This window comes from Hydrogenibacillus sp. N12 (assembly GCF_019645935.1).
In the GTDB taxonomy this organism is placed as follows: Bacteria; Bacillota; Bacilli; order Thermicanales; family DSM-22653; genus Hydrogenibacillus; species Hydrogenibacillus schlegelii.
The window spans coordinates 2534057-2555518 of record NZ_CP080953.1 but is presented as its reverse complement, the minus strand read 5'-3'; the positions used below and the strand labels follow the sequence as shown (position 1 = coordinate 2555518).

20 protein-coding genes and 1 pseudogene are annotated in these 21462 nt (G+C 59.0%); 18 read left to right on the top strand and 3 right to left on the bottom strand.

The window, feature by feature from the left end; genetic code table 11:
* Positions 1 to 2: 2 nt before the first annotated feature.
* Both K2M58_RS11925 and K2M58_RS11920 read right to left on the bottom strand, forming a co-directional pair.
* The gene (locus K2M58_RS11925; protein WP_220677720.1) at positions 3 to 575 is read right to left on the bottom strand and encodes a PulJ/GspJ family protein; all 573 of its coding nucleotides are present in this window, start codon (positions 573 to 575) and stop codon (positions 3 to 5) included.
* A complete protein-coding gene (locus tag K2M58_RS11920) occupies positions 572 to 1081 on the bottom strand; it encodes a prepilin-type N-terminal cleavage/methylation domain-containing protein (protein WP_220677719.1) in 510 nt (169 codons plus the stop codon). The genes K2M58_RS11925 and K2M58_RS11920 overlap by 4 nt, the downstream gene beginning before the upstream one ends.
* A 141-nt stretch (positions 1082 to 1222) precedes the next feature.
* Here K2M58_RS11920 and K2M58_RS11915 point away from each other — a divergent pair, with 141 nt between their 5' ends.
* The 13 genes and pseudogenes from K2M58_RS11915 to K2M58_RS12905 all read left to right on the top strand — a co-directional run.
* Complete coding sequence (locus K2M58_RS11915) at positions 1223 to 2908, top strand: GspE/PulE family protein (protein ID WP_220677718.1); 1686 nt, start codon at positions 1223 to 1225, stop codon at positions 2906 to 2908.
* 2 nt (positions 2909 to 2910) lie between these two features.
* The gene (locus K2M58_RS11910; RefSeq protein ID WP_220677717.1) at positions 2911 to 4119 is read left to right on the top strand and encodes a type II secretion system F family protein; all 1209 of its coding nucleotides are present in this window, start codon (positions 2911 to 2913) and stop codon (positions 4117 to 4119) included.
* A gap of 21 nt (positions 4120 to 4140) precedes the next feature.
* The gene (locus tag K2M58_RS11905; protein WP_066441801.1) at positions 4141 to 4644 is read left to right on the top strand and encodes a prepilin-type N-terminal cleavage/methylation domain-containing protein; all 504 of its coding nucleotides are present in this window, start codon (positions 4141 to 4143) and stop codon (positions 4642 to 4644) included.
* Positions 4645 to 4686: 42 nt separating this feature from the next.
* Complete coding sequence (locus K2M58_RS11900; protein ID WP_066201615.1) at positions 4687 to 5445, top strand: prepilin peptidase; 759 nt, start codon at positions 4687 to 4689, stop codon at positions 5443 to 5445.
* A 70-nt stretch (positions 5446 to 5515) separates the two neighbouring features.
* On the top strand, positions 5516 to 6472 hold the full coding sequence (locus tag K2M58_RS11895) for a type IV pilus biogenesis protein PilM (protein ID WP_220677716.1): 957 nt from the start codon (positions 5516 to 5518) through the stop codon (positions 6470 to 6472).
* A gap of 12 nt (positions 6473 to 6484) precedes the next feature.
* The gene (locus K2M58_RS11890) at positions 6485 to 7105 is read left to right on the top strand and encodes a hypothetical protein (RefSeq protein WP_220677715.1); all 621 of its coding nucleotides are present in this window, start codon (positions 6485 to 6487) and stop codon (positions 7103 to 7105) included.
* The gene (locus K2M58_RS11885; RefSeq protein ID WP_220677714.1) at positions 7102 to 7704 is read left to right on the top strand and encodes a hypothetical protein; all 603 of its coding nucleotides are present in this window, start codon (positions 7102 to 7104) and stop codon (positions 7702 to 7704) included. The genes K2M58_RS11890 and K2M58_RS11885 overlap by 4 nt, the downstream gene beginning before the upstream one ends.
* Before the next feature lie 41 nt (positions 7705 to 7745).
* On the top strand, positions 7746 to 8096 hold the full coding sequence (locus K2M58_RS11880) for a hypothetical protein (protein WP_220677713.1): 351 nt from the start codon (positions 7746 to 7748) through the stop codon (positions 8094 to 8096).
* 413 nt (positions 8097 to 8509) lie between these two features.
* On the top strand, positions 8510 to 9835 hold the full coding sequence (locus tag K2M58_RS11875; RefSeq protein WP_220677712.1) for an extracellular solute-binding protein: 1326 nt from the start codon (positions 8510 to 8512) through the stop codon (positions 9833 to 9835).
* Positions 9836 to 9889: 54 nt separating this feature from the next.
* Positions 9890 to 10750, top strand: a complete 861-nt coding sequence (locus K2M58_RS11870) for a carbohydrate ABC transporter permease (protein ID WP_252393483.1) — start codon at positions 9890 to 9892, stop codon at positions 10748 to 10750.
* Positions 10751 to 10782: 32 nt separating this feature from the next.
* The gene (locus K2M58_RS11865; RefSeq protein ID WP_220677711.1) at positions 10783 to 11574 is read left to right on the top strand and encodes a carbohydrate ABC transporter permease; all 792 of its coding nucleotides are present in this window, start codon (positions 10783 to 10785) and stop codon (positions 11572 to 11574) included.
* 27 nt (positions 11575 to 11601) lie between these two features.
* Entirely contained in the window at positions 11602 to 13416 is a 1815-nt protein-coding gene (locus K2M58_RS11860) for a sensor histidine kinase (protein ID WP_220677710.1), read from the top strand.
* A pseudogene (locus K2M58_RS12905) lies at positions 13397 to 14107 on the top strand (response regulator); the annotation flags it as partial. The gene K2M58_RS11860 and the pseudogene K2M58_RS12905, both read left to right, overlap by 20 nt.
* A gap of 69 nt (positions 14108 to 14176) precedes the next feature.
* Here K2M58_RS12905 and K2M58_RS12755 read toward each other — a convergent pair.
* Positions 14177 to 15400: an IS256 family transposase gene (locus K2M58_RS12755; RefSeq protein ID WP_220676936.1), complete on the bottom strand. Its 1224-nt coding sequence runs from the start codon at positions 15398 to 15400 to the stop codon at positions 14177 to 14179.
* Positions 15401 to 15501: 101 nt separating this feature from the next.
* Between K2M58_RS12755 and K2M58_RS11850 the strand changes: the two genes are divergently transcribed.
* The 5 genes from K2M58_RS11850 (at position 15502) to K2M58_RS11830 (ending at position 21375) form a co-directional block, all read left to right on the top strand.
* Positions 15502 to 15648 carry an AraC family transcriptional regulator gene (locus tag K2M58_RS11850; protein ID WP_220677708.1) on the top strand — a complete coding sequence of 49 codons (147 nt, stop codon included), beginning with the start codon at positions 15502 to 15504 and terminating at the stop codon, positions 15646 to 15648.
* A 3-nt stretch (positions 15649 to 15651) separates the two neighbouring features.
* Entirely contained in the window at positions 15652 to 18159 is a 2508-nt protein-coding gene (locus K2M58_RS11845) for a beta-mannosidase (protein WP_220677707.1), read from the top strand.
* Positions 18150 to 19196 carry a zinc-dependent alcohol dehydrogenase family protein gene (locus K2M58_RS11840; protein ID WP_252393482.1) on the top strand — a complete coding sequence of 349 codons (1047 nt, stop codon included), beginning with the start codon at positions 18150 to 18152 and terminating at the stop codon, positions 19194 to 19196. Before K2M58_RS11845 ends, K2M58_RS11840 begins: the two co-directional genes overlap by 10 nt.
* Before the next feature lie 27 nt (positions 19197 to 19223).
* Entirely contained in the window at positions 19224 to 20138 is a 915-nt protein-coding gene (locus K2M58_RS11835; RefSeq protein WP_220677706.1) for an ROK family protein, read from the top strand.
* Positions 20139 to 20271: 133 nt separating this feature from the next.
* Positions 20272 to 21375 (top strand): Rpn family recombination-promoting nuclease/putative transposase, encoded by a 1104-nt coding sequence (locus K2M58_RS11830; RefSeq protein ID WP_252393627.1) that lies wholly within the window; start codon positions 20272 to 20274, stop codon positions 21373 to 21375.
* Positions 21376 to 21462: the final 87 nt, after the last annotated feature.

Sequence of the window (21462 nt, the reverse complement as noted above, 5' to 3'; positions counted from 1 at the left end):
CCCTAAGGCAAGACAGACACGACGCGGAAAAAACGTTTTTCTGTTCCCCGATCGGTCTGACAAACAAGATTCAATGCAATCATTCCGCCGTTTATTTCAAAAGACGTCCGGTCGCCGGAAGCCGTTTGGCCGCTGCAGAAACGAAGGGGCAGCGTCGTTTCGTGCCTGTTGACTTGTTGGTTGTCGGGCGTTTCCGTCCATGTTTCAAGCCGCAAACCCCTCTCGACAAGCGTAAACTGCCGGACGATCTTTTGGGCATTTTCTTCTTTGACGGCACGGAAGGCCCGAACGGCGCCGGACGCGGGGTCGGACGCTTGTTCAGGGACGGGTTCGAGGCGGGTCGCGTCTTTCACCTGCCGTTCGATCATGTGGGTGATGGCGTCGACTTCTCTTTCGACTTCCAGATCGCGGGTCAGTCGGGCTTGAGTTTGTCCTACGGCCAACACGATGAACGTGGAAGCCAGCATCACCACCGCGGAGAGGGAGAGGGCGGCGAGCAGCTCAACGAGCGTGAGCCCCGCCTCGTGCTCAGAAGAGGGACGCTCAAAGCATTGAGGGGAGTTCAACCCTTTCACCGCCTTCCTCCGACGAGCGCTTCGTGCGTGACCTCGCCCATAGGCCCTTTGACCCGTACGGCGAGTTTGTACAGCGGCGCGTCGGTATTGTTCCGGTACGGCTTTTCAAGTTTGACGCAGACGCTGTAGCGGAACAATAGACGATCCGGGATCCCGTTCAGACGCGGCTCCGGCGGAACGTGCCATCCTGAGGTCGGATCGGGGGCGTCGGCACAGGCGGGCGATGGGCTTTGGAATTCGTCGTTCAAATCCTCCGCAGAGAGTTTGCGATACGCTTCGACGATCGCCAGGGCGACGTGCAGGGCCTCTCTCTTGTCTTGGCTTAGGGCATTGATCTGTGTCGATCCGAGGACAAGGCTGAGCACGATCAAACTGACGACGGTGAGGAGGAGAAGCGCCGCCAAAACTTCGACCAGCGTGAACGCCTGCGTCACGCAAATCGTCGAACATGCATGGCTTTTCGTCTGGTCCCCTGTTCGTTCCCTGTTTAAATCGATGCGTTTCAAGGCACGTCCCCACTCGGAATGTGATCATCGACCCGTCGTCATGTACTAAAATTATAATGGAAAACGAAGCGAAAAGGGAGTGACAGATAGGACGTTTTTCCTATATAATGGGCTCGACATCCTCCGAAAGGAGGGGAGTTTTTGACAGTCTCACGGGCACGCTTGCGCCTGGGTGATCTTTTGCTCCAGAGCGGAGCGATCACCGAAGAGGCGTTGGCGGAAGCGCTCGCCGAACAGCGGCGGACGAAAGAGCGGCTGGGCGACATTTTGATTCGCAGGGGACTGATCACCCCCGAGGCGCTCTATGCCGTCCTGGAGAAGCAGCTCGGCATCCCCCACGTCCGGTTGTCGCGCCAGGCGCTTTCGCCGGCATTGGCCCAAATCGTGCCCGAGGCGTTGGCCAGGAAATACCGCGTCATCCCGTATGATCGCCAGGGGAACGTCTTGTCGCTGGCGATGGTCGATCCGCTCGACTATTATGCCATCGACGACATCGAGCTGATCACCGGACTGACCGTCCGCCCGGCGCTGATCAGCCCCGACGAGTTTGCCGCGGCGCTCGCTCGCCTCTACGGGCCGGAAAGCGAAGTCGTCGAGGAGATGGCCCAGGGGGAAGAGGCCCTTCGGGAAGAGGAGATTTACGACGAAGCGTCGCCGATCGTCCGCTTTGTCACGCAGACGATCGAACGCGCCGTCCGCCTTCGGGCGAGCGACATCCACTTCGATCCGTTCGCCGAAGGCGCCACCGTCCGTTTCCGCATCGACGGGAAACTCCGCCGGGAGCAGACGATCTCCCGGCGCGTGATGCAGATGGTCGCCGCGCGCATCAAGATCGTCTCCGATCTCAACATCGCCGAGCGTCGCCGGCCGCAGGACGGGCGCTTCCGCCTCGTCGTCGACGGGCGGGAGATCGACATTCGCGTGTCGGTGCTGCCCACGCTGCATGGGGAAAAAATCGTGCTGCGCCTCCTCGATCAGTCACGCGGCGTACGCCGGGTGGAGGACCTCGGTTTGGCGGAAGACAACTTCAAGCGGCTCGTCGCCATCACCGACCGGCCGAGCGGCATGGTGCTCATCACCGGCCCGACGGGAAGCGGCAAATCGACGACGCTCTACGCCCTGCTCGACCGGCTCAATCAGGAAGCGCGGAACATCATCACGATCGAAGATCCGGTCGAGTATGAGATCGAGGGGATCAACCAGGTGAACGTCAACCCGCAGGCGGGGCTCACCTTCGCCAGCGGGCTTCGGGCGATCCTGCGGCAGGATCCGAACATCATCATGGTTGGCGAAATCCGCGACCTCGAGACGGCGGAGATCGCCGTGCGCGCGGCGCTCACCGGACACCTCGTCCTGTCGACGCTGCACACGAACGACGCCGTGGGGGCGGTCGACCGGTTACGCGACATGGGCATCCCGTCGTACTTGATCGCCGCCGCGTTAAACGGCGTCGTCGCCCAGCGGCTCGTGCGCCGGATTTGTCCTGAGTGTCGGACGCGCCGGAAGCCGGCGGAAGAGGAGGCCCTCGTCCTGGGCCGTTTCGGGTACGGCGAGGTGGATGCGCTCTACCGCGGCGGCGGCTGTCCGACGTGCGGTTTTACCGGCTACTACGGCCGCCTCGCCGTCCACGAGGTGTTCGTCCTCGACGAGCGGGCCAAGCGGATGATTGCCGAAGGGGCCGAGGCGCAGGACATCCTGCAGCACGCGCGGGCGCGGGGCATGCGACGGCTCATCGAGGACGCCCTGGAGAAGGTGGTGGCAGGAGAGACGACGCTGGAAGAAGTGTTCTCCGAAATCGGCTTTGCGGGATTTGACGAGGGGGCCTAGCGATGCCGGCGTTCGTCTACGTGGCCCGTGACCCTAAGGGTAAGCGCGTGCGGGGGAGAGTGGAGGCGGCGACGCTTCGCGAGGCGGCGGGAAAGCTTCGCGAGCAGCGCCTCATCGTCCTCGATGTGCGCGAACAGCGGGTGAGCGCGCTGGACCGGGAGATTTACCTTGCGCCGCCGGTGAAGGGAAAGGAGTTCGTCTTTTTCACCCGGCAGCTCGCCGCGCTCCTCCGCGCCGGGGTGCCGGTCGTGCGCGCGCTCACCTTGCTTTATGAGCAGGCGGCGAATCGCCGCTTTCGCCGCGTCCTCGCCGCGGTTACGGAGGCGCTGAGAAGCGGGCGGTCGTTCGCCGAGGCGATCGGCGAGCACCCGGCCTTTTTCCCGCGTTTTTTCGTCGCCATGGTGCGCGCCGGAGAGGTGTCGGGGCAGCTCGATGAGACGCTCATGCGCGCCGCCGATTTTTACGAACGCCAGCTTTCGACGCGCGAGGAGATCAAGTCCGCGCTCACCTATCCCGTCATCGTCGCCATCGTCGCCGCCCTGGCCGTCCTCTTCATGCTGACGTTTGTCATCCCGCGCTTTACCGCCCTGTACGCGGACCTCGGCGTGCCGCTCCCGGCGATCACCGTCTGGACGCTTACGGTAAGCGAGGCGCTCGTGCGCTTCTGGTACGCGTGGCTCGGCGGGGCGGTTCTCGTGGCCATCGGCGCGGCGGCCTGGATCCGGACGGAAGAAGGGAGGAGGCTTTGGGACGACCTGCGCTTCCGCCTGCCGGTCGTCGGCCCGCTCGCGCAAAAAGGGGCGATGGCGCTCTTCGCCCGGACGATGGCCACGTTCTATGCCTCGGCCGTGCCGACGATGGAGGCGCTGACGATCGCCGGAGAGGTGGTGCAAAACCGGGCGGTGGCGCGTGACCTCGAAGCGGTAAAGACGGCGCTTCGCGACGGGCAATCGTTGTCCCGCGCGCTGCGGGGGCGAAAGACCGTCCCGCCGATCCTCGTGCAGATGGTCGCCGTCGGCGAGGAGACCGGCTCGCTGGACGACGTGCTCGGGAAGATCGCCGACTTCTACGAGCTGGAGGTGCGCCATACGGTGGCGCGGCTGAAGTCGCTCATCGAGCCGCTTTTGATCGTCGGCCTCGCCGCCGTCATCGGCGTGATCATGCTTTCGGTTTTGCTCCCGATGCTGACGCTGTATCAAAATCTCCGATGATCCGGGGGAGGAGGAATGAAGATGTTCGTCGAAGTCATGAAGCAGGGTGAAGTTTTGGCCGCCGATCGCCGGAAAGCCGATGTCCGCCGCGCGCGCGAGGCGGGGTTTACGCTCCTTGAACTCCTTGCCGTCGTGGTGATCCTCGGCATCATCGCCGCGATCGCCATTCCACTGATCGGGGGGATCATCGACAGCGCGAAGAAAGATGCGACCCGCGGCGTGGCCATCTCGATGTATGAAGCGGCACGGTTGTACATCGTGAGCGAGAAAGGCGGCGATTTTAAAAACGCAGTGGTAACGCTTGAAGAATTGCAAAATAAGGGGTACATGCAAAAAGATACAAGGGACGGGTATGGGGAACCCATTGAGGCTGAAAATAGCAAAGTCGAGTTCGACAAAGACGGAAATCTATCCCAAGTTGTGATTAAATCGCCGAAAGTAGATGAGAAATATACTGCGGAACAGATCTTTTCAAGACAACAGACCCCAGGGCAACAGACCCAAGAGCCACAGCCCAATCCATGAATGATCGAACACGGTTTACTTGCCAAAAGGGAGTTTACCTAAGTGCTTTACGGCATCCTGATCACGCTTTTCGGCCTCGTCTACGGTTCCTTCCTCAACGTCGTCGCCCTGCGGACGCTTGAGGGACGGTCGATCGTCCGTCCGCCGTCGCAGTGCCCGCACTGCGGCGCGCGCCTGTCGCCGAGAGAACTGATCCCGGTCGTCAGTTATGTCGTCCAGAAAGGGAGATGCCGCGCGTGCGGCGCGCGCATCTCCTTCCTTTATCCTCTGGGGGAAGCGCTGACGGCCGCTCTTTTTCTCTGGCTGTTCCTTCTCTGGCGAGAAGGGCGGCTTTCCGCCTGGGAAGCGCTTTCCGAAGCGGTGTTCGCGAGTCTCCTCATCGTCGTCACGATCGCCGATCTCAAGAGCCTGCGCATCCCGAATCCGGTGCTTTTGTTTTTTGCGCCGGTCCTCTTTTTCCTTCGGTGGGCGGCAGATCCGTCGGGGATCGGCCGCATCCTCCTCGGCGGGCTCTTGTTTGGCGGCGTTTTTGGACTGATCTATGCGTTAAGCCGCGGCGGCATGGGCTTCGGCGACGTGAAGTACGCCGCGGTCCTCGGCCTCTACCTCGGCCCGGAAGCGCTCCTGCCGCTCATCCTCCTCGCTTCGCTATCCGGGTTCTTCGTGGCCCTCGCGCTCATCGCCGCCGGCCGCAAGACGCGCAAGGACGCCGTTCCCTTCGGGCCTTTCCTCAGCCTGGCCGCCTGGGTGCTGTCGCTTTACGGGCGGGATCTGGTCGTTTGGTATTTTTCTCTGTGGTGAGCGTTTCTGCGTCGTCGCCGTATGATCATAGATAAATCCGAAAGTTCAATCCGATAAAGGGGGTCTCCAATTGTCTTCATGGGGGGTCTATCCGACGCTCGGCGTGCAGATCATGCCGGAGGGGGTCTACGTCGTCAAACGCCAGAAATGCGGCGGCGGGCCAGGGGCACCGGCGCTTTGCGTCAAAGCGCACATCCCCTTGCCCGGCGGCGTCGTCCTCACCGATCGCCTCGGCGATCCGCTCCGGTTGTTTGACGCCTTAAACGCCTGGCAAGCGCAGGGCGGTCCGCGCCGCGGGCTCGTCTTGCTGCAGATGCCGCTCGGGCATTACGTCCTCCGCACGGTGACGCTGCCCAAAGTCCGCCGGCGGGAGCTCGCGGCGCTGATCGCGACGGAACAGCGGCTGGGCAACCTCGTGCCGCTCGCCGACGCGGCGCTGGCGTACGATCTCTTGGACGAGGCGCCGGACCGCTACCGCGTGGCGGTGACGGCGGTCGAGCGGAGGACGGCCGCCGCGTACGTCGATGTCTTCACGGCGCTCGGGTACCGCGTCGCCGGCGTGCGCCATCCGGCGTACGGCTATCGTCATGCGCTTGGGGCCGCCGGAGCGTCGCTTTCCGGCGTGACGCTGCTCATCGTGCGGACCCTCTCCGGCGATGAAGCCATCCTGTACGACCGCGGGAAGCCGGAGTTCATCCGGATGCTCTCCCGAGAATCCGGCGGTGCGACCGGAGGGGCGATCGATGTGCCGTTCGTCGAGCGCCTCGAGCGCTTCACCCGCACGACGCTGCACGAGGACGGACGGACCATCGAGCGCATCTGGGTCTGCGATGAGACCGGGACGGCGGAGGCTTTCCTGGCGGAACTCAGGGCGAATTTTCCCGAATCGGCGATCGAGCGGTGCCCGGACCGTCTGAAGGAAGCGCCGCTTGGCTACTGGCTGGCCTACGGCGCGCTGGCCGCAGGGCGCGCCGGATTCACCGGGGCGGCAGGCGGCCGGGCGCCGAGAACATCGGTGACCGCGTGAGGGGGTGGCGCCGTGAGAGCGGTCGACTTTCTCGGCGGCGTGCGCCCCTCGCCGTGGGCGAAATACGCCGCCGTCTGGGCGCTCGTCGCCTGGGCCTTTGCCGCCGTTTTCCTGTGGTCCATGTGGGAGATGCGCATGAGCGCCGTCCGGGAAGAGCAAACGCTCGCCGGCGCCCTTTCCGCCAAGCGCCAGGCGCTCGAGGCCGAACTGCAGGGCGCGCAGGCCGGTCTGGCGCGCGCCGCCGATCGCAGCCGGGCGGTCGCGGCCATCCGGTCGTCGCGCACCAGCGTCGTCCGGTTGTTCACCGACATCCGGGCGCGCCTGGCACAGGGGAGCGGCATCGGCCGCCTTCAGTACTCGGCGGCGGAGGGGCTCCTCATCACGCTGGGCGCGCGGGATCTGTCGACGGCGGCCGAAACGATCGACCGGCTGCGCGATCTTCCGCTTGATCAGGACGAGGCGCAGCCGGCGTTTCACCGGATTTCCCGGGAGCAGGACGGCACGTATCGTTTTGAAGTCCAGTGGACGGTCGCGAAGGAAAGCGCCAAGGCGGAAGACGCGAAGGCTCAAGAGGCTGGGGGCGAGAACCGCAACGAGCCGCAGACGATGAACGACGCGGGGGGTGTGCCATGACCGTTTTCTCGGGTGCGGATCATCGCGCCGAGACCGCCCGCCGGCTTGCGCCGTACGGGCTTCTCCTCCTGTGGATCGCGCTGGGGGCGGTTTGGGCGTTCGTCGGGTGGAAAGCGGGGCAGGCGCTCGAGGCGGCGAAGCAGGAACGGCGCCGCCTGGAGCAGGAAGTCGTCGCCGTAGGGCAGGCGATCCGAAGGCTTTCCCAGTCGGTGGAACTGGTCGATCCGGCCCGCGCCGCGTTGGCCCTGCCGGATGCGCCGAAGGATACGGATCTGCTCAGGCTCTGGCATCGGCTGGCCGCCCAAACCGGCGTCGCCGTCGAGTCCGTCGATCGCGCGGCGGTGGACGACCTCGCGGGGACGCTTCCGGCGGTCGCCGCTGTCCTGCAGAGCGATCGCGTCCGGGCGACGCGCTGGACGCTCGCGCTGTCCGGCAGCGGGGCCGCCGTGGAATCCTTCCTGAAGGCGGTCGAGGCCCAGGACCGGCTGCTTGTGGTGAGCCGGCTGGAGATGATGGGCGAAGGGATTTCGCTTTTGACGGCGCCGGGCGGGAAGGTCGGCGCGAACGTCGACATCATCAGCTTTTCGTATGCGCCTTGATCGGTTGGTGGGAATGATTCCGATCGAAAGGAGGAGAAACAATGTGGGGAGTGGCCGTGGCGGCCATCGCCGCCGGGATCTTCGCCGTCGCTTTGCTCCTGCTCTCCCCGTGGCTCGGCTGGCGCTCGCCGGTCGTCGGGGCGTTTGTCCTTGTGCTCTTTTTTGCGGCGCTTGCCGTCGTCGCCGTGCCGGCCGGCGCGCGCCTTGTTCTTCTTCCGTTCGCGGCGGCGTTCGTCGCCCTGCTGGTCCCGGTCTTTGAACACTGGAACGAGGTGCAGGCGGCCAGAGCGCGCCTTCAGGCGCTCCGCGCCCGGCGGGAAAGCTTCAGTGAGCCGGCCGACGCCCCGACCGCGTCGGGAGCGCCATTTGAAGGAACGGGCCTTTCGTCATGAGGGAACCGAGATCAGCAGGCCCTGTCGTCGGCAGTATCTTACTCGACGGTTGCATGTGATAAGCCATGGGTCGGTTAGCGTGGCCCGTGGCTTTTTGTCGTATCGGTATACGGCCAGCAAAGGTATACGGCCAGCAAAAACGGAACGAACAAGTGGCGCGCGCGGTGTTGGGCCCGCCAAGCATCTTGCGAGGCGCTTATGGCGAAGGCCGCGGTGAACGACAGGAAGGTAAGGCCGATCAGGAAAGCGGCGTTGACGACCTAAGTGGCTATAGATTTTTGGATGTAATTTTAGTTTATCGGTATTTTTCTCTTTGGCCGCGAAAAGTAAAATGAAGACACGAATGAAGGCGATTACAAATCGGGATCGACGGGTTGTCATCGACGAGAACAAAGGCTCAAGGAGGGATGAAGATGAACCGATCATGGAGGAAATCGCTGACGAGCCTATCTTTTTTCCTTCTGGGTGTTTTTCTTCTTGCCCTGGCGGGTTGCGGCGGAGGAAAGCAAACATTGCCGTCGGAATCTACACAAACTCAATCCAAGCAAGTCGAATTGACGTTTTGGAACAATTGGACGCAACCCATTCCTGAGCACCAGATCTTGCTCAAGCGCGTAGAGTCGTTTCAAAACGAGTATCCGGACATCAAGATTAAAATGGATACCATCCCTCACGATCAGTATAAGATCAAAATAAAAACGCAGGCCGCCGGGAAACAATTGCCGGATATGTTTCAAGTATGGCCTGGGGCGGAATTGGAGCCGCTCGTGAAAGGCGGTGTGGTTGCACCGATCGACGATCTCGTGAACGAATGGAAAGATAAGCTCATCCCGGCGGACCAACTGGCGGATTATGCCATTGACGGCAAACAATACGCCATTCCCGGAGTCGTCGTGTATACGCATTTAATTTATTACGATAAAGATATTCTCTCCAGCGTAGGATATGAAGAGTTTCCCAAGACATATGAGGAATTGAAAGATCTGATCAGGAAGCTCCGGGAGCGTGGCATCACGCCGATTGCTCTGGGCAATAAAGCCAAGTGGGTGCTTCAGTCTTGTTACGCCTCGATGATCGGTGACCGGATGACCGGTAGCGATTTTCTCCCGAAGGTCCTGTCGGGTGAAAAGACGTTTACGGATCCCGACTTCATCCGCTCTCTGGAAATCATAAAAGAATTAACCGATCTGAAGGCGTTTAATGAAGACATGAACAGCATTGACAACATCCAGCAGAGGGACTATTTTTACCAAGGCAAAGCGGCGATGTTCATCGAAGGGACTTGGGTGTTCGGCGACGTGATGGAAAAGGCAGGAGACCGAAAGATCGGGCTGGCCGTGTTCCCGACGATCGAGGGAGGAAAAGGGGACCCGCGGAGCATTCCCGGCGTCACCGGCGACGGGATAGCGATCAACAGCAACCTGACACCGGAAAAGAAAGAGGCCGCGTATACATTTTTGAAATACTTCTACCATGAAGACTTGTATAAAGAGCTGTTGGCCGGTGGTGTGCTGGTGCCGGCCCAGGTGAATCCGCCGGAGGATGCTGCGGATTTGTTCAAGAATGAATTGATGCCCCTTGTCTCGAACAGCAAAATTTCCCCGGTGTATGACGCCGTGCTTCCCGCACAGCTGACGGACATCATCAACAATGGCTTGCAGGCGATTACGGTCGGAGGAACTACGCCGCAAGGGCTGGCGGAAGAGATGCAAAATGCCCTGGGCAAGCTGAACAAATGATGGGGGCGAGAATTGTTGCATTTGCTCCACAGACGTCGATGGATTGTTCTGGGCTTGGCCCCGGCGCTGCTCGTCTACCTCCTGTTTGTCGTTTTCCCCATTCTCCAATCCGTGTATCTTTCCTTTATGGATTGGGATGGGTTGACAGCGATGCGCTTCATTGGACTCGACAACTATATCGAAGCACTCCAGAACCCCACTTTTTGGAATTCATTTAAAAACAACCTATACGTTGTTGTGGCCTCCGTCTTCGGGCAGGTGCCGATCGCGTTGGCTTTGGCGCTTCTCTTGAACCGCCGGATCAAGGGAGCCAAGTTTTTCCGGACCACCGGCTTTTTGCCGGTGATCATCTCCACGGTGATCGTTTCTTTAACTTGGAGCATGGTCTATAATACCGAATATGGGTTGCTCAATCGCTTTCTCAAAGCCGTCGGTTTGGGTTTCCTGGCCCAAAACTGGCTGGGGGATCCGAAGTGGGCGATGCTTTCGGTCTGTATCACGATTATTTGGCAGTTTATCGGCCTATATTTCATCATTTTCCTGGCGGCTTTGCAGAATGTTCCCCAGGAACTCTATGAGGCGGCCGAGCTGGACGGCGCTTCGGAATGGGTCAAGACGTGGAAGATCACCATTCCCATGATCAAAGAAACCCTCCTCGTCTCCGTCATCCTCTGTATCAGCGGGAGCCTTCGCACGTTTGATCTCATCTACGTCATGACGAATGGCGGACCGGCCCGTGCCACCGAAGTGATGGCGATTTATATGTTCAATGAAACCTTCTCCTCGACCCGATACGGGTACGGAAGTGCAGTGTCCGCCCTGATTCTCGTGTTTAGTCTGATGTTGATTTACGTTGCATCCAAGGTGTTTAAAACCAAGACCATCCAGGAGAAAGGGGAAAGGGGAGCGGTTTGAGCACGGCGATTTTCCGAAGAGGATTCATTTACATGGTCTTGATTCTTTACAGCCTTATCAACACGTATCCCCTGCTTTGGATGGTGTTGAATTCGTTCAAGACAGAGAAAGAATTTTCGCTCAATCCGTTTTCTCTTCCAACCGTATGGCACTGGGAAAACTATAAAGAGGCCTGGCGCGTCGCCAATCTGGGCCTCTATTTTTCCAACAGCATGCGCGTTTCGGTTTTGGCGACGGTGCTGACCGTATTGTTGGGCGCATTGGCTTCTTACTTCCTTTCCCGTTTTGAGTTCAGATGGAAAAAATGGGTTTCTGCATTATTTCTTTTCGGGATGCTGGTTCCGGTGCACGCCATGTTGGTGCCGATGTTCATTCTCATGCAAAAATTAGGAATCCTGAATACACTGTGGGCCCTGCTCTTTCCGTACATTGCCTTTAATTTGCCCATTACCATCTTTATCCTCAGCAGTTTCATGGAGGCATTTCCAAAGGACATTGAAGAATCGGCGGTGATGGATGGCTGCGGCGTGTTGCGCATCTTCTGGTCGATCATTCTGCCGATGTCCAGGCCGGCTTTGGCCACGGTAACCATCTTGAATTTCATCAATCACTGGAATGAGTTTGCGTTCGCCCTCGTTTTGATCAATCGATCCGAGCTGAAGACCGTACCGCTCGGCCTGGCGAATTTTGCCGGAGAATACAGCACCAACTACGTCGTGCAGATGGCCGGGCTGACGATGGCGCTTCTTCCCGTGGTCATCATTTACCTGTTTTTGGAGAAATACCTCGTGAAAGGGATGACGGCGGGCGCGGTGAAGGGATAAGGGTGCGGTGAAGGGATTCGATCGAGGATGGTCCGGACCCGATTCAAAGACTGGAAGCTCAGCCATAAAACATTGGTCCTCTTCATTGGTTTTGTCTTATTGCCGTCGATCGTTTTGGGCTCGTATGCCTTATGGAAAATGAATCGCATCCTGACGGTGAAGGCGATCGATGCGACGGACCGCATCCTGAACACGGTGGAGCGCAACGTGAACACCGTGATCCGCGATGTTGAAGACATATCGACGTATGTCATTTTCAGCGACGACTTTCGCGCCCTGATGACCCTGCCGGACGTCGAACCCAACAAGCCGCGCCTTCGTCAGTTGGCGGAACGGATCACGGGATTCGTTCTCTTTCACCTGCTGTCGAAGGAATATATCAATTCGGTGATGATTGAAGGGACCAACGGAATCACCATGCAGTTTGGAGAACCTGTCCGCGGCGACGAAACGAGGTGGGAAAAAGCGGCCGACCAGGCCGGCGGGGCCATCCGCTGGAGCAATGGGTATGCCTTGACCAGCGACTGGGGCGGCCGGCGACATGTGATTTCCCTGTTTCGGGTGATCAACGACATCAACGACATCAATCGCCCCATCGGCATGGTCAGGATCCGGCTCAACGAACGGAGTTTTTACCGGCTGATCAATGTCGGCGTCGCGCCGGATGTGGGTTCCGCCTTTGTCCTGGACCGGGACGGCAACGTGGTGTCCCACCGGGACGTGGGGCTCCTCGGGAAACCGTACCCGGACACCAGGCTGGTGGCGCGCATCCTCGGCGATCCGGCAACATCCGTTTTCCGTTATTCCCAGAATCAAGAGGAATATCTGGTGGTCACCCGGGAAGTGAAGGATACCCCCTGGTTCCTCGTGGCGATCGTCAATCAACGTCAGGTGCTGAGAGATTTAATGGGGCTCCGCATATCCATGGGGATTGCCATGGGCCTTCTGATGCTGTTGGGGATCCTGGCGTTTGTGGGTTTTTACTTCTCGATCATCAGGCCCATCCTGGAGCTGACGGAGGAGACCCGGAAGGTCGAGAAGGGGGATTTTAAAGCCCGTGTGCCCGTGCGTTCCGGTGATGAAATCGGGACATTGGGCCTCCGTTTTAACCGGATGGTCGGGGAAATCGAGCGGTTGATCGATACCCAATATCGCCTGGCGATCAAACAGCGGGAATCGGAACTCAAAAGCCTCCAAAATCAAATGAACCCTCATTTTCTCTATAACACCCTGGACATGATTCGCTGGACGGCACGCATGGAGCAGGCGATGGAGACCAGCCATTTGATCGAACTGTTGTCGCGTTTCTTCCGTCTCAGCTTGAGCCAGGGAAAATGGTGGATTCCGCTGGAAAAAGAGGTTCAGCATGTCAAGACCTACCTGGAGCTGCAGAAAAAGCGGCTGGGCGATGCGCTGAAGTATTCCATCTTCATCGATGAGGAGATCAGACAGGCGTTTGTGCTCAAACAAATCATCCAGCCTTTGGCGGAGAACTGCATTGTTCACGGTTTTAAGGAGAAAAGAAAGCACTGCCGTATTCAAGTGCGCATCTATCGAAGCGGCGACGATCGGCTGTGGATCGATGTGATCGACAACGGGACGGGCGTGGACGCGACGAAGATGAACCGCGCGCTTTGGGACGAAAACGGCGCCGGGTTTGCGCTGCGCAACATTCACGAACGCCTGGCCGCAGCCTTCGGACACGGGTACGGTTTGGAATTTCTTCCTGTTCCCGACGAGGGAACCTGGGTCAGGATTAAACTGCCGGTCCTCTTTTCGGAAGAAGAGGTTCACCATATGATGGCCAGGGTGGGGAACCCAGATGAAGATGATGAAGATTAAGGGATTGATCGTCGATGATGAGCCGGTGATCTGCAAAGGACTGCGCTATACGTTTCCCTGGGATCAGCTGAATATCGAAGTGATCGGGGAAGCGCACGACGGCGCGGAAGCACTGGATTTCATCCGCGATCATCCGGTGGACCTGGTGATTACGGACATCGTCATGCCGCGTCTGGACGGGTTGGGGCTGGTCAAGATTCTGCACGAAGAAATGCCCTCCGTCCAGGTCGTCATGATCAGCGGCTATGAGGAATTTGCGTACGCGCGCCAGGCGATTCGTTATGGGGTCAAGGATTATTTCACCAAGCCGGTCGATCTGGATGAACTGTTTGAACGGCTGATAGAGATCGCGAAGGAGATCATCGTCCAAAAGAGGTGGGAGAATGACATTTCCATGACGGTGAAAGAGCGCGGAACGCAAGGGATTCGGGACAGCGAAAATGGATCAGATGCCGTCCGCCCCGTCAGCCGGAGCCGCTGGCTGGTTGAAAAAGCCAAGCGGTATGTGGCCGAGCATTATCATGAGGAGATTAAAGTGCGGGACCTCGCCGGGTTCCTACAGATTACGCCGAATTATTTCAGCCTCGTTTTTAAACAGGAGACGGGCAAGGGATTTAACGCATTCCTCAACGAATTTCGCATCGAGAAAGCCAAGCGGTTATTGCGCGATTCGACTTTACGCGTGTTTGAGATCGCCGAAAAGATCAAGTCCAGTATCATGTGTAAATTGCCCTCTTCGGCGAATGAAAGGACAGGTCACTCAGGCATTCACAACGTGCAGCATGGCCGGCTCAGTGGATTTCTGTTGTTCCTTCTTCCACTGCCAATACTCATCCATATTCAGGTAGCGGTGCCCAGTGGTCCACGTCTCGTCTATCTCCATGAGTAGCGCTCCAAGCAACCGTATCACGGATTCCCGGTTGGGAAAGATGCGGATGACTCTTTCACGGCGGCGAATCTCCTCGTTGAGTCGTTCCACGCCGTTCGTGGTACGCAAGCGCCGCCGATAGCGATCCGGCAAGACCAGCACGGCCGTGACGTCGTCAAAGCCCTCCTCTAGCACCTTGACGGCCTTGGGTGCCTTCTCAGCGTACTCCTCCACAAATTCATTCATGAGCAGTCGGGCCGTCTTGAGGTCGGGCGCATCAAGAATGGCTCGTACACGCTTGTAGACCTCCTTCTGCAACGCCTTGGGTGTGGCGTCCAAGATATTGCGCATGAAGTGGGTCTGGCACCGTTGCCAGGTGCATCCCTGAAACTCCGTCTGCAGTGCCTTCACCAGCCCGCCATGACTGTCAGACACCACAACGTCAACGCCGCGGAGACCCCGGTTCTTCAGCCAGGCAAAGAACTCCCGCCAGCTGGCCTCCGATTCGCTGTCGCCCAACATCAAGCCAAGAATCTCACGGTACCCTTCTTCGTTGATGCCAACAGCGATCATGGCCGCTCGAGAGCGAACACGCCCTTCCTCCCGAATCCGGAGTACCAAAGCGTCCACCAGCAGGAACGGATAACGATGCTCAGCAAGGCTGCGATTATTCCATCCCTGAACGATGGGATCAAGGCGCTTGCACAGCTCGGAGACCGTGGACTTCGAGAACGTCGTGCCGCACAACTGCTCGGTGACTTTCGCCACGTCCCGGGTGGACACGCCGTTCACAACCATCTCCATCAGGGCGATGATGAACGCTTGTTCGCTGCGCTGGTACCGAGCAAACAGCTCTGTGGAGAACTGGCCATTCCGGACCCTCGGAACCCGCAACACCAGCCGCCCCACACGGGTTGTCAGGGTGCGGGTGACTGTTCCGTTGCGATAGCCTTGGCGTTCTTTCGTGCGCTCGTATGGCGCCGCTTTCAGATGCTCCTGCACTTGCGCTTGGAGGATCTGGTTGACCACACTCTCCACCAGCTTTGCCACGCCTCCATCCCGCTGAAAGAGGCCTTCCAAAATCTCGTCGTCCACGGTAATCTGGTACTGAGCCATCCGGTATCCCTCCTGGTGAAGTGGTTTCTTCTCCGCCTCACATTCTACCAAAGAGGGCCGGATGGCTCATTTTATGTTACCTGGACCATCCGTTTTTACACATGATACCGGACACGACTGCCGAAAAGGTGGGCTACCGGGAGTACAAATATTTTGTTCAAGTCTTTAAAAAAGTCACCGGCGTGACGCCGACCGACTTTCGGAATTTGATTTATGCGAATGATTCAAGGAGAAAGGAGCATAAATGAAAGATGTTGATCGATCAAAACTGGAAGATTCAGTGGTTTGAGCCGGGCGAAGTGCGCGACCTCGACGTGGCCGATCCGGAGTACCCCGACCATTTCTGGATTCCGGCGAAGGTCCCGGGGGATGTGCATTCCACTTTGCTTGAGAAAAAGATCATTGACGACCCTTACGTCGGGCACAACGATCAAAAATGCCGGTGGATCGAGCGGAAGGTGTGGTGGTACCGCACGGAATTCCATTTCCACGATCCGTTGCCAAAAGAAGACCGTCTGGAGCTCGTCTTTGAAGGCCTCGACACCTATGCCACGGTGTATTTGAACGGCGTTGAACTGGGCAGCACGGAAAATATGTTCATCGCCCACACGTTTGATGTGACCCGGGAAATTCGCCCTGGGAGGAATGTCCTGGCCGTCAAGTTTGATCCGATCCATCTTCACGTGCAGGGAAAAAAGATGGATTTATGGGCACCCTTTGCCAAAGAGCGGGTTTGGATCCGCAAGGCGCAAATGAATTTCGGCTGGGACTGGGGCCCCCGGCTGGTCACCGTAGGGATCTGGAAAGAAGTCCGCCTGGAAAAGCGGTCGCTGGCCAAGTTGGAGAGCGTCTTTGCGAAAACGCTGGAAGTGCGAGACGGGATAGCGTTGGTGGAAGTGGAGACTGAGGTCCGGCGATTCGTCAAGGATGTGGAGCTGGACGTCGAAGTCTCCCTTTCCTTCGGCCATGAAACGTTTGTCCAAACAGCCCCTGTTCGCGGCCATAAGGCTTCCGTCGTTTTGGAAGTGACCGATCCGAAGCTGTGGTGGACGCACGATGTGGGGATGCCCCATCTGTATCAGCTGGAAGTGCAATTAAGGAGCGGCGGCCGCACGCTTCAGATTCATCGGGAGGAATTCGGCATCCGCACCCTGGAAGTGCAAAGGCGGGATGATGAAGGAAAGCCGGTTTTTACGTTCGTGCTGAACGGCGTCAAGCTGTTTGCCAAAGGGGCCAACTGGGTTCCTGTGGACAGCATGATCGGAGCGGCGCCGGATTCCCGCTACGCGCAGTTGATCCGCCTCGCCCGGGAGGCCCATATGAACATGCTCAGGGTTTGGGGCGGCGGCATTTATGAGAAGGATATTTTCTACCAAGAGTGCAACCGGCAGGGAATCCTCGTATGGCAGGACTTTATGTTCGCCTGTGCCCTGTATCCGGATTTTAACCGGAATTTTATGGAGAACGTCCGTCAGGAGATCGCCGCCGTGATCAAGCGCCTGCGCAATTATGCCTGTCTTGCGCTATGGTGCGGCAACAACGAAAACGACTGGCTTTGGGAAGCCCTTTCGGCTTCAGGTGAAATCGATACGCCCTTTTACGGGGAAAAAATTTACCATGAACTCATCCCGGAACTTTTGGAGACCTTGGATCCGACCCGCCTGTACTGGCCCAGTTCTCCTTACGGAGGCAACGACCATAATTCGGCGGAAGAAGGGGACCGCCACAATTGGCAGGTCTGGCACGGCAATGTCGAGCCGCGCCGTTTTGGCGAACCGTTGAAGCAGGACTACAGCGTGGAAGGCGTGTCGTTCAAGAACTACAAGAAGGATCTTTCGACCTTTGTGAGCGAGTTCGGCATGCACGCGTCCGCCAACCGCTACACCTTGGAACGCCGCATTCCGGCGGGGAAATTTTACTGGGGAAGCGACGAACTGGCGTACCGGAACAAGGATTTTCATCACCAGAAGGGCCTCCTTTTGATGCAGGGGTATACCGGGATTCCGACGAATGTGGAAGAATATCTGGACTATTCCATGCTGACCCAGGCCGAAGGATTGAAATTCGGCGTCGAACATTACCGCAGAAGAAAGCCTTCGTGCAGCGGTGCCCTGATCTGGCAGCTCAACGACTGCTGGCCGGGGACAAGCTGGTCGATGATTGATTATGACCTGCTGCCCAAGGCATCCTACTATTATGCTAAGAAATTCTTTCAACCGGTGCTGTTGTCCATCGATCACGAACAAGGGAAGGATTTGACCGTATGGGTAGTCAATGATACCTTACAGGCGATCGATGATGTGCTTCATGTGGACGTCTGCCGCTTTGATGGCGAACGCGTATTTCAGGCGGAAATTCCCGTCGCGATCGGAGCGAATCGATCGGTCCGGGTGGCGCGTTTTACGGAAGAAGAGATTTTAAGGGGAACGCCGGCCAACCGGGTGGTCGTCCGTCTTTCCTTAGAGGGGGGCGACTGTGAGAATGTCTATTATTTGCGCGATCAGAAGGACCTGGAACTTCCGGAGTGCCGGCTGCACGTGACGGTCGATGCGGATAAGCAGGAAGTGACGGTTTCGACCGATACGCTGGCGCGTTTTGTGAAACTGGAGCTTCCGGCGGAGAAGGTGATCTTTTCGGACAATTATTTCGACCTCTGGCCCGGCCGGTCCAAAACGGTTTCCATCGGCCATCTGGAAGGAAAGCCCGTTCCGTTGTCCGAGCTGAAAGTGTCGGCGATCAACGGAGATCGATGGATATGAAAGCGGCCGTATTGAGAGGCATCGGCCGGATCGAACTGGAGGAGCGGGAGGTTCCGTCTCCTGCTTACGGGGAAGTCGTGATCCGCGTCGAGGCTTGCGGGATTTGCGGCACCGATCAGCATATCTATCATGGGTTGCCGGGTTCGGCTGCGGTCACTCCGCCGAGGGTCCTGGGGCATGAGCTTGCGGGAGAAGTGGTGGAGATCGGAGAAGGGGTAAGCGAACTGTCGATCGGGGATCGGGTCTCCGTGGATCCCAATATTTATTGCGGTCGTTGTCGGTATTGTCGGGACGGGCGTCCACATTTGTGTGAATCATTGCAGGCGGTCGGGGTGACCCGAGACGGAGGAATGGCGGAATATTGCCGGGTTCCGGTCGCCAATTGTCATCGGCTCCCGGATTCGATGAGTTCGATCGAAGGGGCGATGGTCGAACCGCTGGGATGCGTGCTGCATGGGATCCGGAAAATCAACGTTTGGCCGGGGGCTTCCGTTTTGATCATCGGCGGCGGCTTTATCGGCCAGCTGATGCTCCAGGCGGTCAAACTTCACGGCGCATCTCCGGTGATCATCAGTGAACCGGACGAAGCAAAGCATGAACTCGCCCTTCGGCTTGGGGCCGACGTCGTGGTCAATCCGCTTCGAGGCGACGATCTTGAACGGGAGTTGAAGCGGATCGGCGGCGCGGACATCGTCGTGGAGTGCGTCGGGAAAGCGGAGACCATGCAACAGGCCGTTCAATCCGCGCGAAAAGGCGGGCAGATCCTGTTGTTCGGCGTGTCGTCACCGGATACGCGCATTGCGATTTCGCCTTATGAAGTATTCTCCAAAGAGCTCACGATTCGCGGTTCCTTCATCAATCCGCATACGCATACCGCGGCCATCTCTCTCATCGAGCAGGGGAAAGTCCGGATCAGCCCGCTGATCAGCCACACCTTCCGTTTGGAGGAAGTTCCGGAAGTCATGCGGAAGTATCCCGAACTGCACGTGATGAAGGGAATCATACGAATTGCCGCTACCTCGAAGACGACGTCTTAAAAGCTTAACGGAAGCGGGGAAGGGACCATGTTCGGCGCGATCGAAGCCGGCGGCACCAAGTTCGTCGTTGCCGTCGGACACATAAACGGCCCCGACAAGCCGCCCGCGATCATCGACCGGGCGGTCATTCCGACGCGGGAGCCGGAAGAGACGCTCGCCGACGTCCTTGATTTTTTCCGCCGGCAGAGCGAAAAGCGGCAGGAAGCGCTCGCCGCCCTCGGCGTCGCCTCCTTCGGGCCGCTCGACCTCAATCCGAAAAGCCCGACCTACGGCGCGATCACGACGACGCCGAAGCTCGCCTGGCGCGGCTTTCCGCTGAAAAAACGCCTGGAAGCGGCGCTGGCCATCCCGGTCGCCATCGACACCGACGTCGCCGGCGCCGCGCTGGCGGAGGCGACCTACGGGGCGGCGGCGGGGGAGCGGGACGTCGTTTATTTCACCGTCGGTACGGGCGTCGGCGTCGGGGTCTTAAGCGGCGGTCGGATCGTCCACGGGATCGGCCATCCGGAGTTCGGGCATCTCCGGGTGCGGCGCCTTCCGGGGGACGATTTTCCCGGCGTCTGCCCCTACCACGGCGACTGCCTCGAAGGGCTCGCTTCCGGGCCGGCGATCCGCGCCCGGGCCGGCCGTCCGGCGGAGGCGCTTTCGCCGGACGATCTGGCGTGGGCGCCGGTCGCCGACGCGCTGGCGGAGGCGGTGGCGGCGGTCGTCCTCCTTCTGGCTCCGGCGAAAGTCATCCTGGGCGGCGGCGTGATGAAACAGCGTCACCTCTTCCCGCGCATCCGCCAGGGGGTGAGGGAGAAACTCGGCGGCTACGTCGCGTACCCGCCGCTTATGCCGGGACCGGAGGGGCTCGATGCCTACATCGTCCCTCCGGGCCTCGGCGATGACGCCGGCCTCATCGGCGCGTTCGAGCTGGCCAGGCGCGCGCTTGCGCGCTGATGGGACGTTGAACGTTGAGCCGGTTTTTCGGGCCGGCGATGATCACGAATTTTAAGCGCGTGTTGGATGAACTTTCGCTCGAGGAGGGTCGGCAGCGATGTGATATAATTTTAAACAAGGCGAGGTGACGTCTATGCCGTCGTCCTCGGGAGATCGATGGGAAGACGATCTGTTTGCTCAAGAATCGCCGCGGGATATTCACGACCGGGGCTACAAGTATCTTCTTTCCAGCAAACGGACCTTTGTTCAGCTGCTTCGATCATTTGTCCGATCCGCATGGGTGGCGGACATCGACGAAACCCGACTCGAGCGCCTCGACAAGTCGTATGTCCTTCCGGATTTTCGGGAAAAAGAGGCGGATCTCGTCTATCGGCTCGTCATCGTGGATCAAAATAATGATGGGACGCCAATAGAGCGCATCTTTTATGTCCTTCTCGAACACCAGTCGACGGTCGATCCTCAGATGCCCTACCGCCTTCTCGTCTATCTGCTGGAAATCTGGCGGGATCACCTCAAAAATGTGGACCCGCGCCAGGTGGCGCGAAGGAATTTTCGCCTGCCGCCGATTGTGCCGATCGTCCTGTACAACGGCCGACCGATGTGGACCGCGCCCCGGCGTTTTCGGGATTTGATTGACGCCGATGAACGATTTGGACCGGAACTTGTCGATTTTGAGTACATCCTCATTGACGTGCACCGCTATCGGGATGAAGAGCTTCAAGCTGTGGCCAACCTGATGGCCGCCGTATTTTTCATCGATCGGGTGCGGCAGCCGGATGAGATTCGCGAGCGGCTCCGGGCTCTGGTGGCGATGCTCGTCAGGCTTACGCCAGACGAGCGCCGAGCGTTTTTCCGCTGGTTGGCGACGATGTTGCGGGCGCGCTTTCTGGACCAAGCTCGTACGGAGGAGCTATCATGGCTTGAAGGGGCGTTTGATCGTCTGTTAGGGGAGGAGGAAGAAGCAATGGTGACGAATTTTGAGCGCGTGCTGGATGAAGCGTTTCGTCGGGAACGGGAACAGGGCCGCCGGGCGGGCTTGGAAGAGGGTCGCCGAGCCGGTCTAGAAGAAGGTCGCCGTCAGACGGCGCGCAGGCTGCTGGAAAGAGGGCTGGACGAGGCGCTTGTCGCCGAGGTGACGGAACTTTCGATCGAAGAGGTGCGGCGGCTTAGGGCCGCGCTCCGAAGCGAGTCGGGCGAAACGCCTCCGCCTTCGGATGCGGCAGGGCGGGCGGATTGACGCCAGCGTCTAAGCGGCGACTTTTTCCGGATGGGAAGACGGGAAGTTCACGTCCTTCCTGCCGGGAAGCTTAAGCTCCCAGGCCGG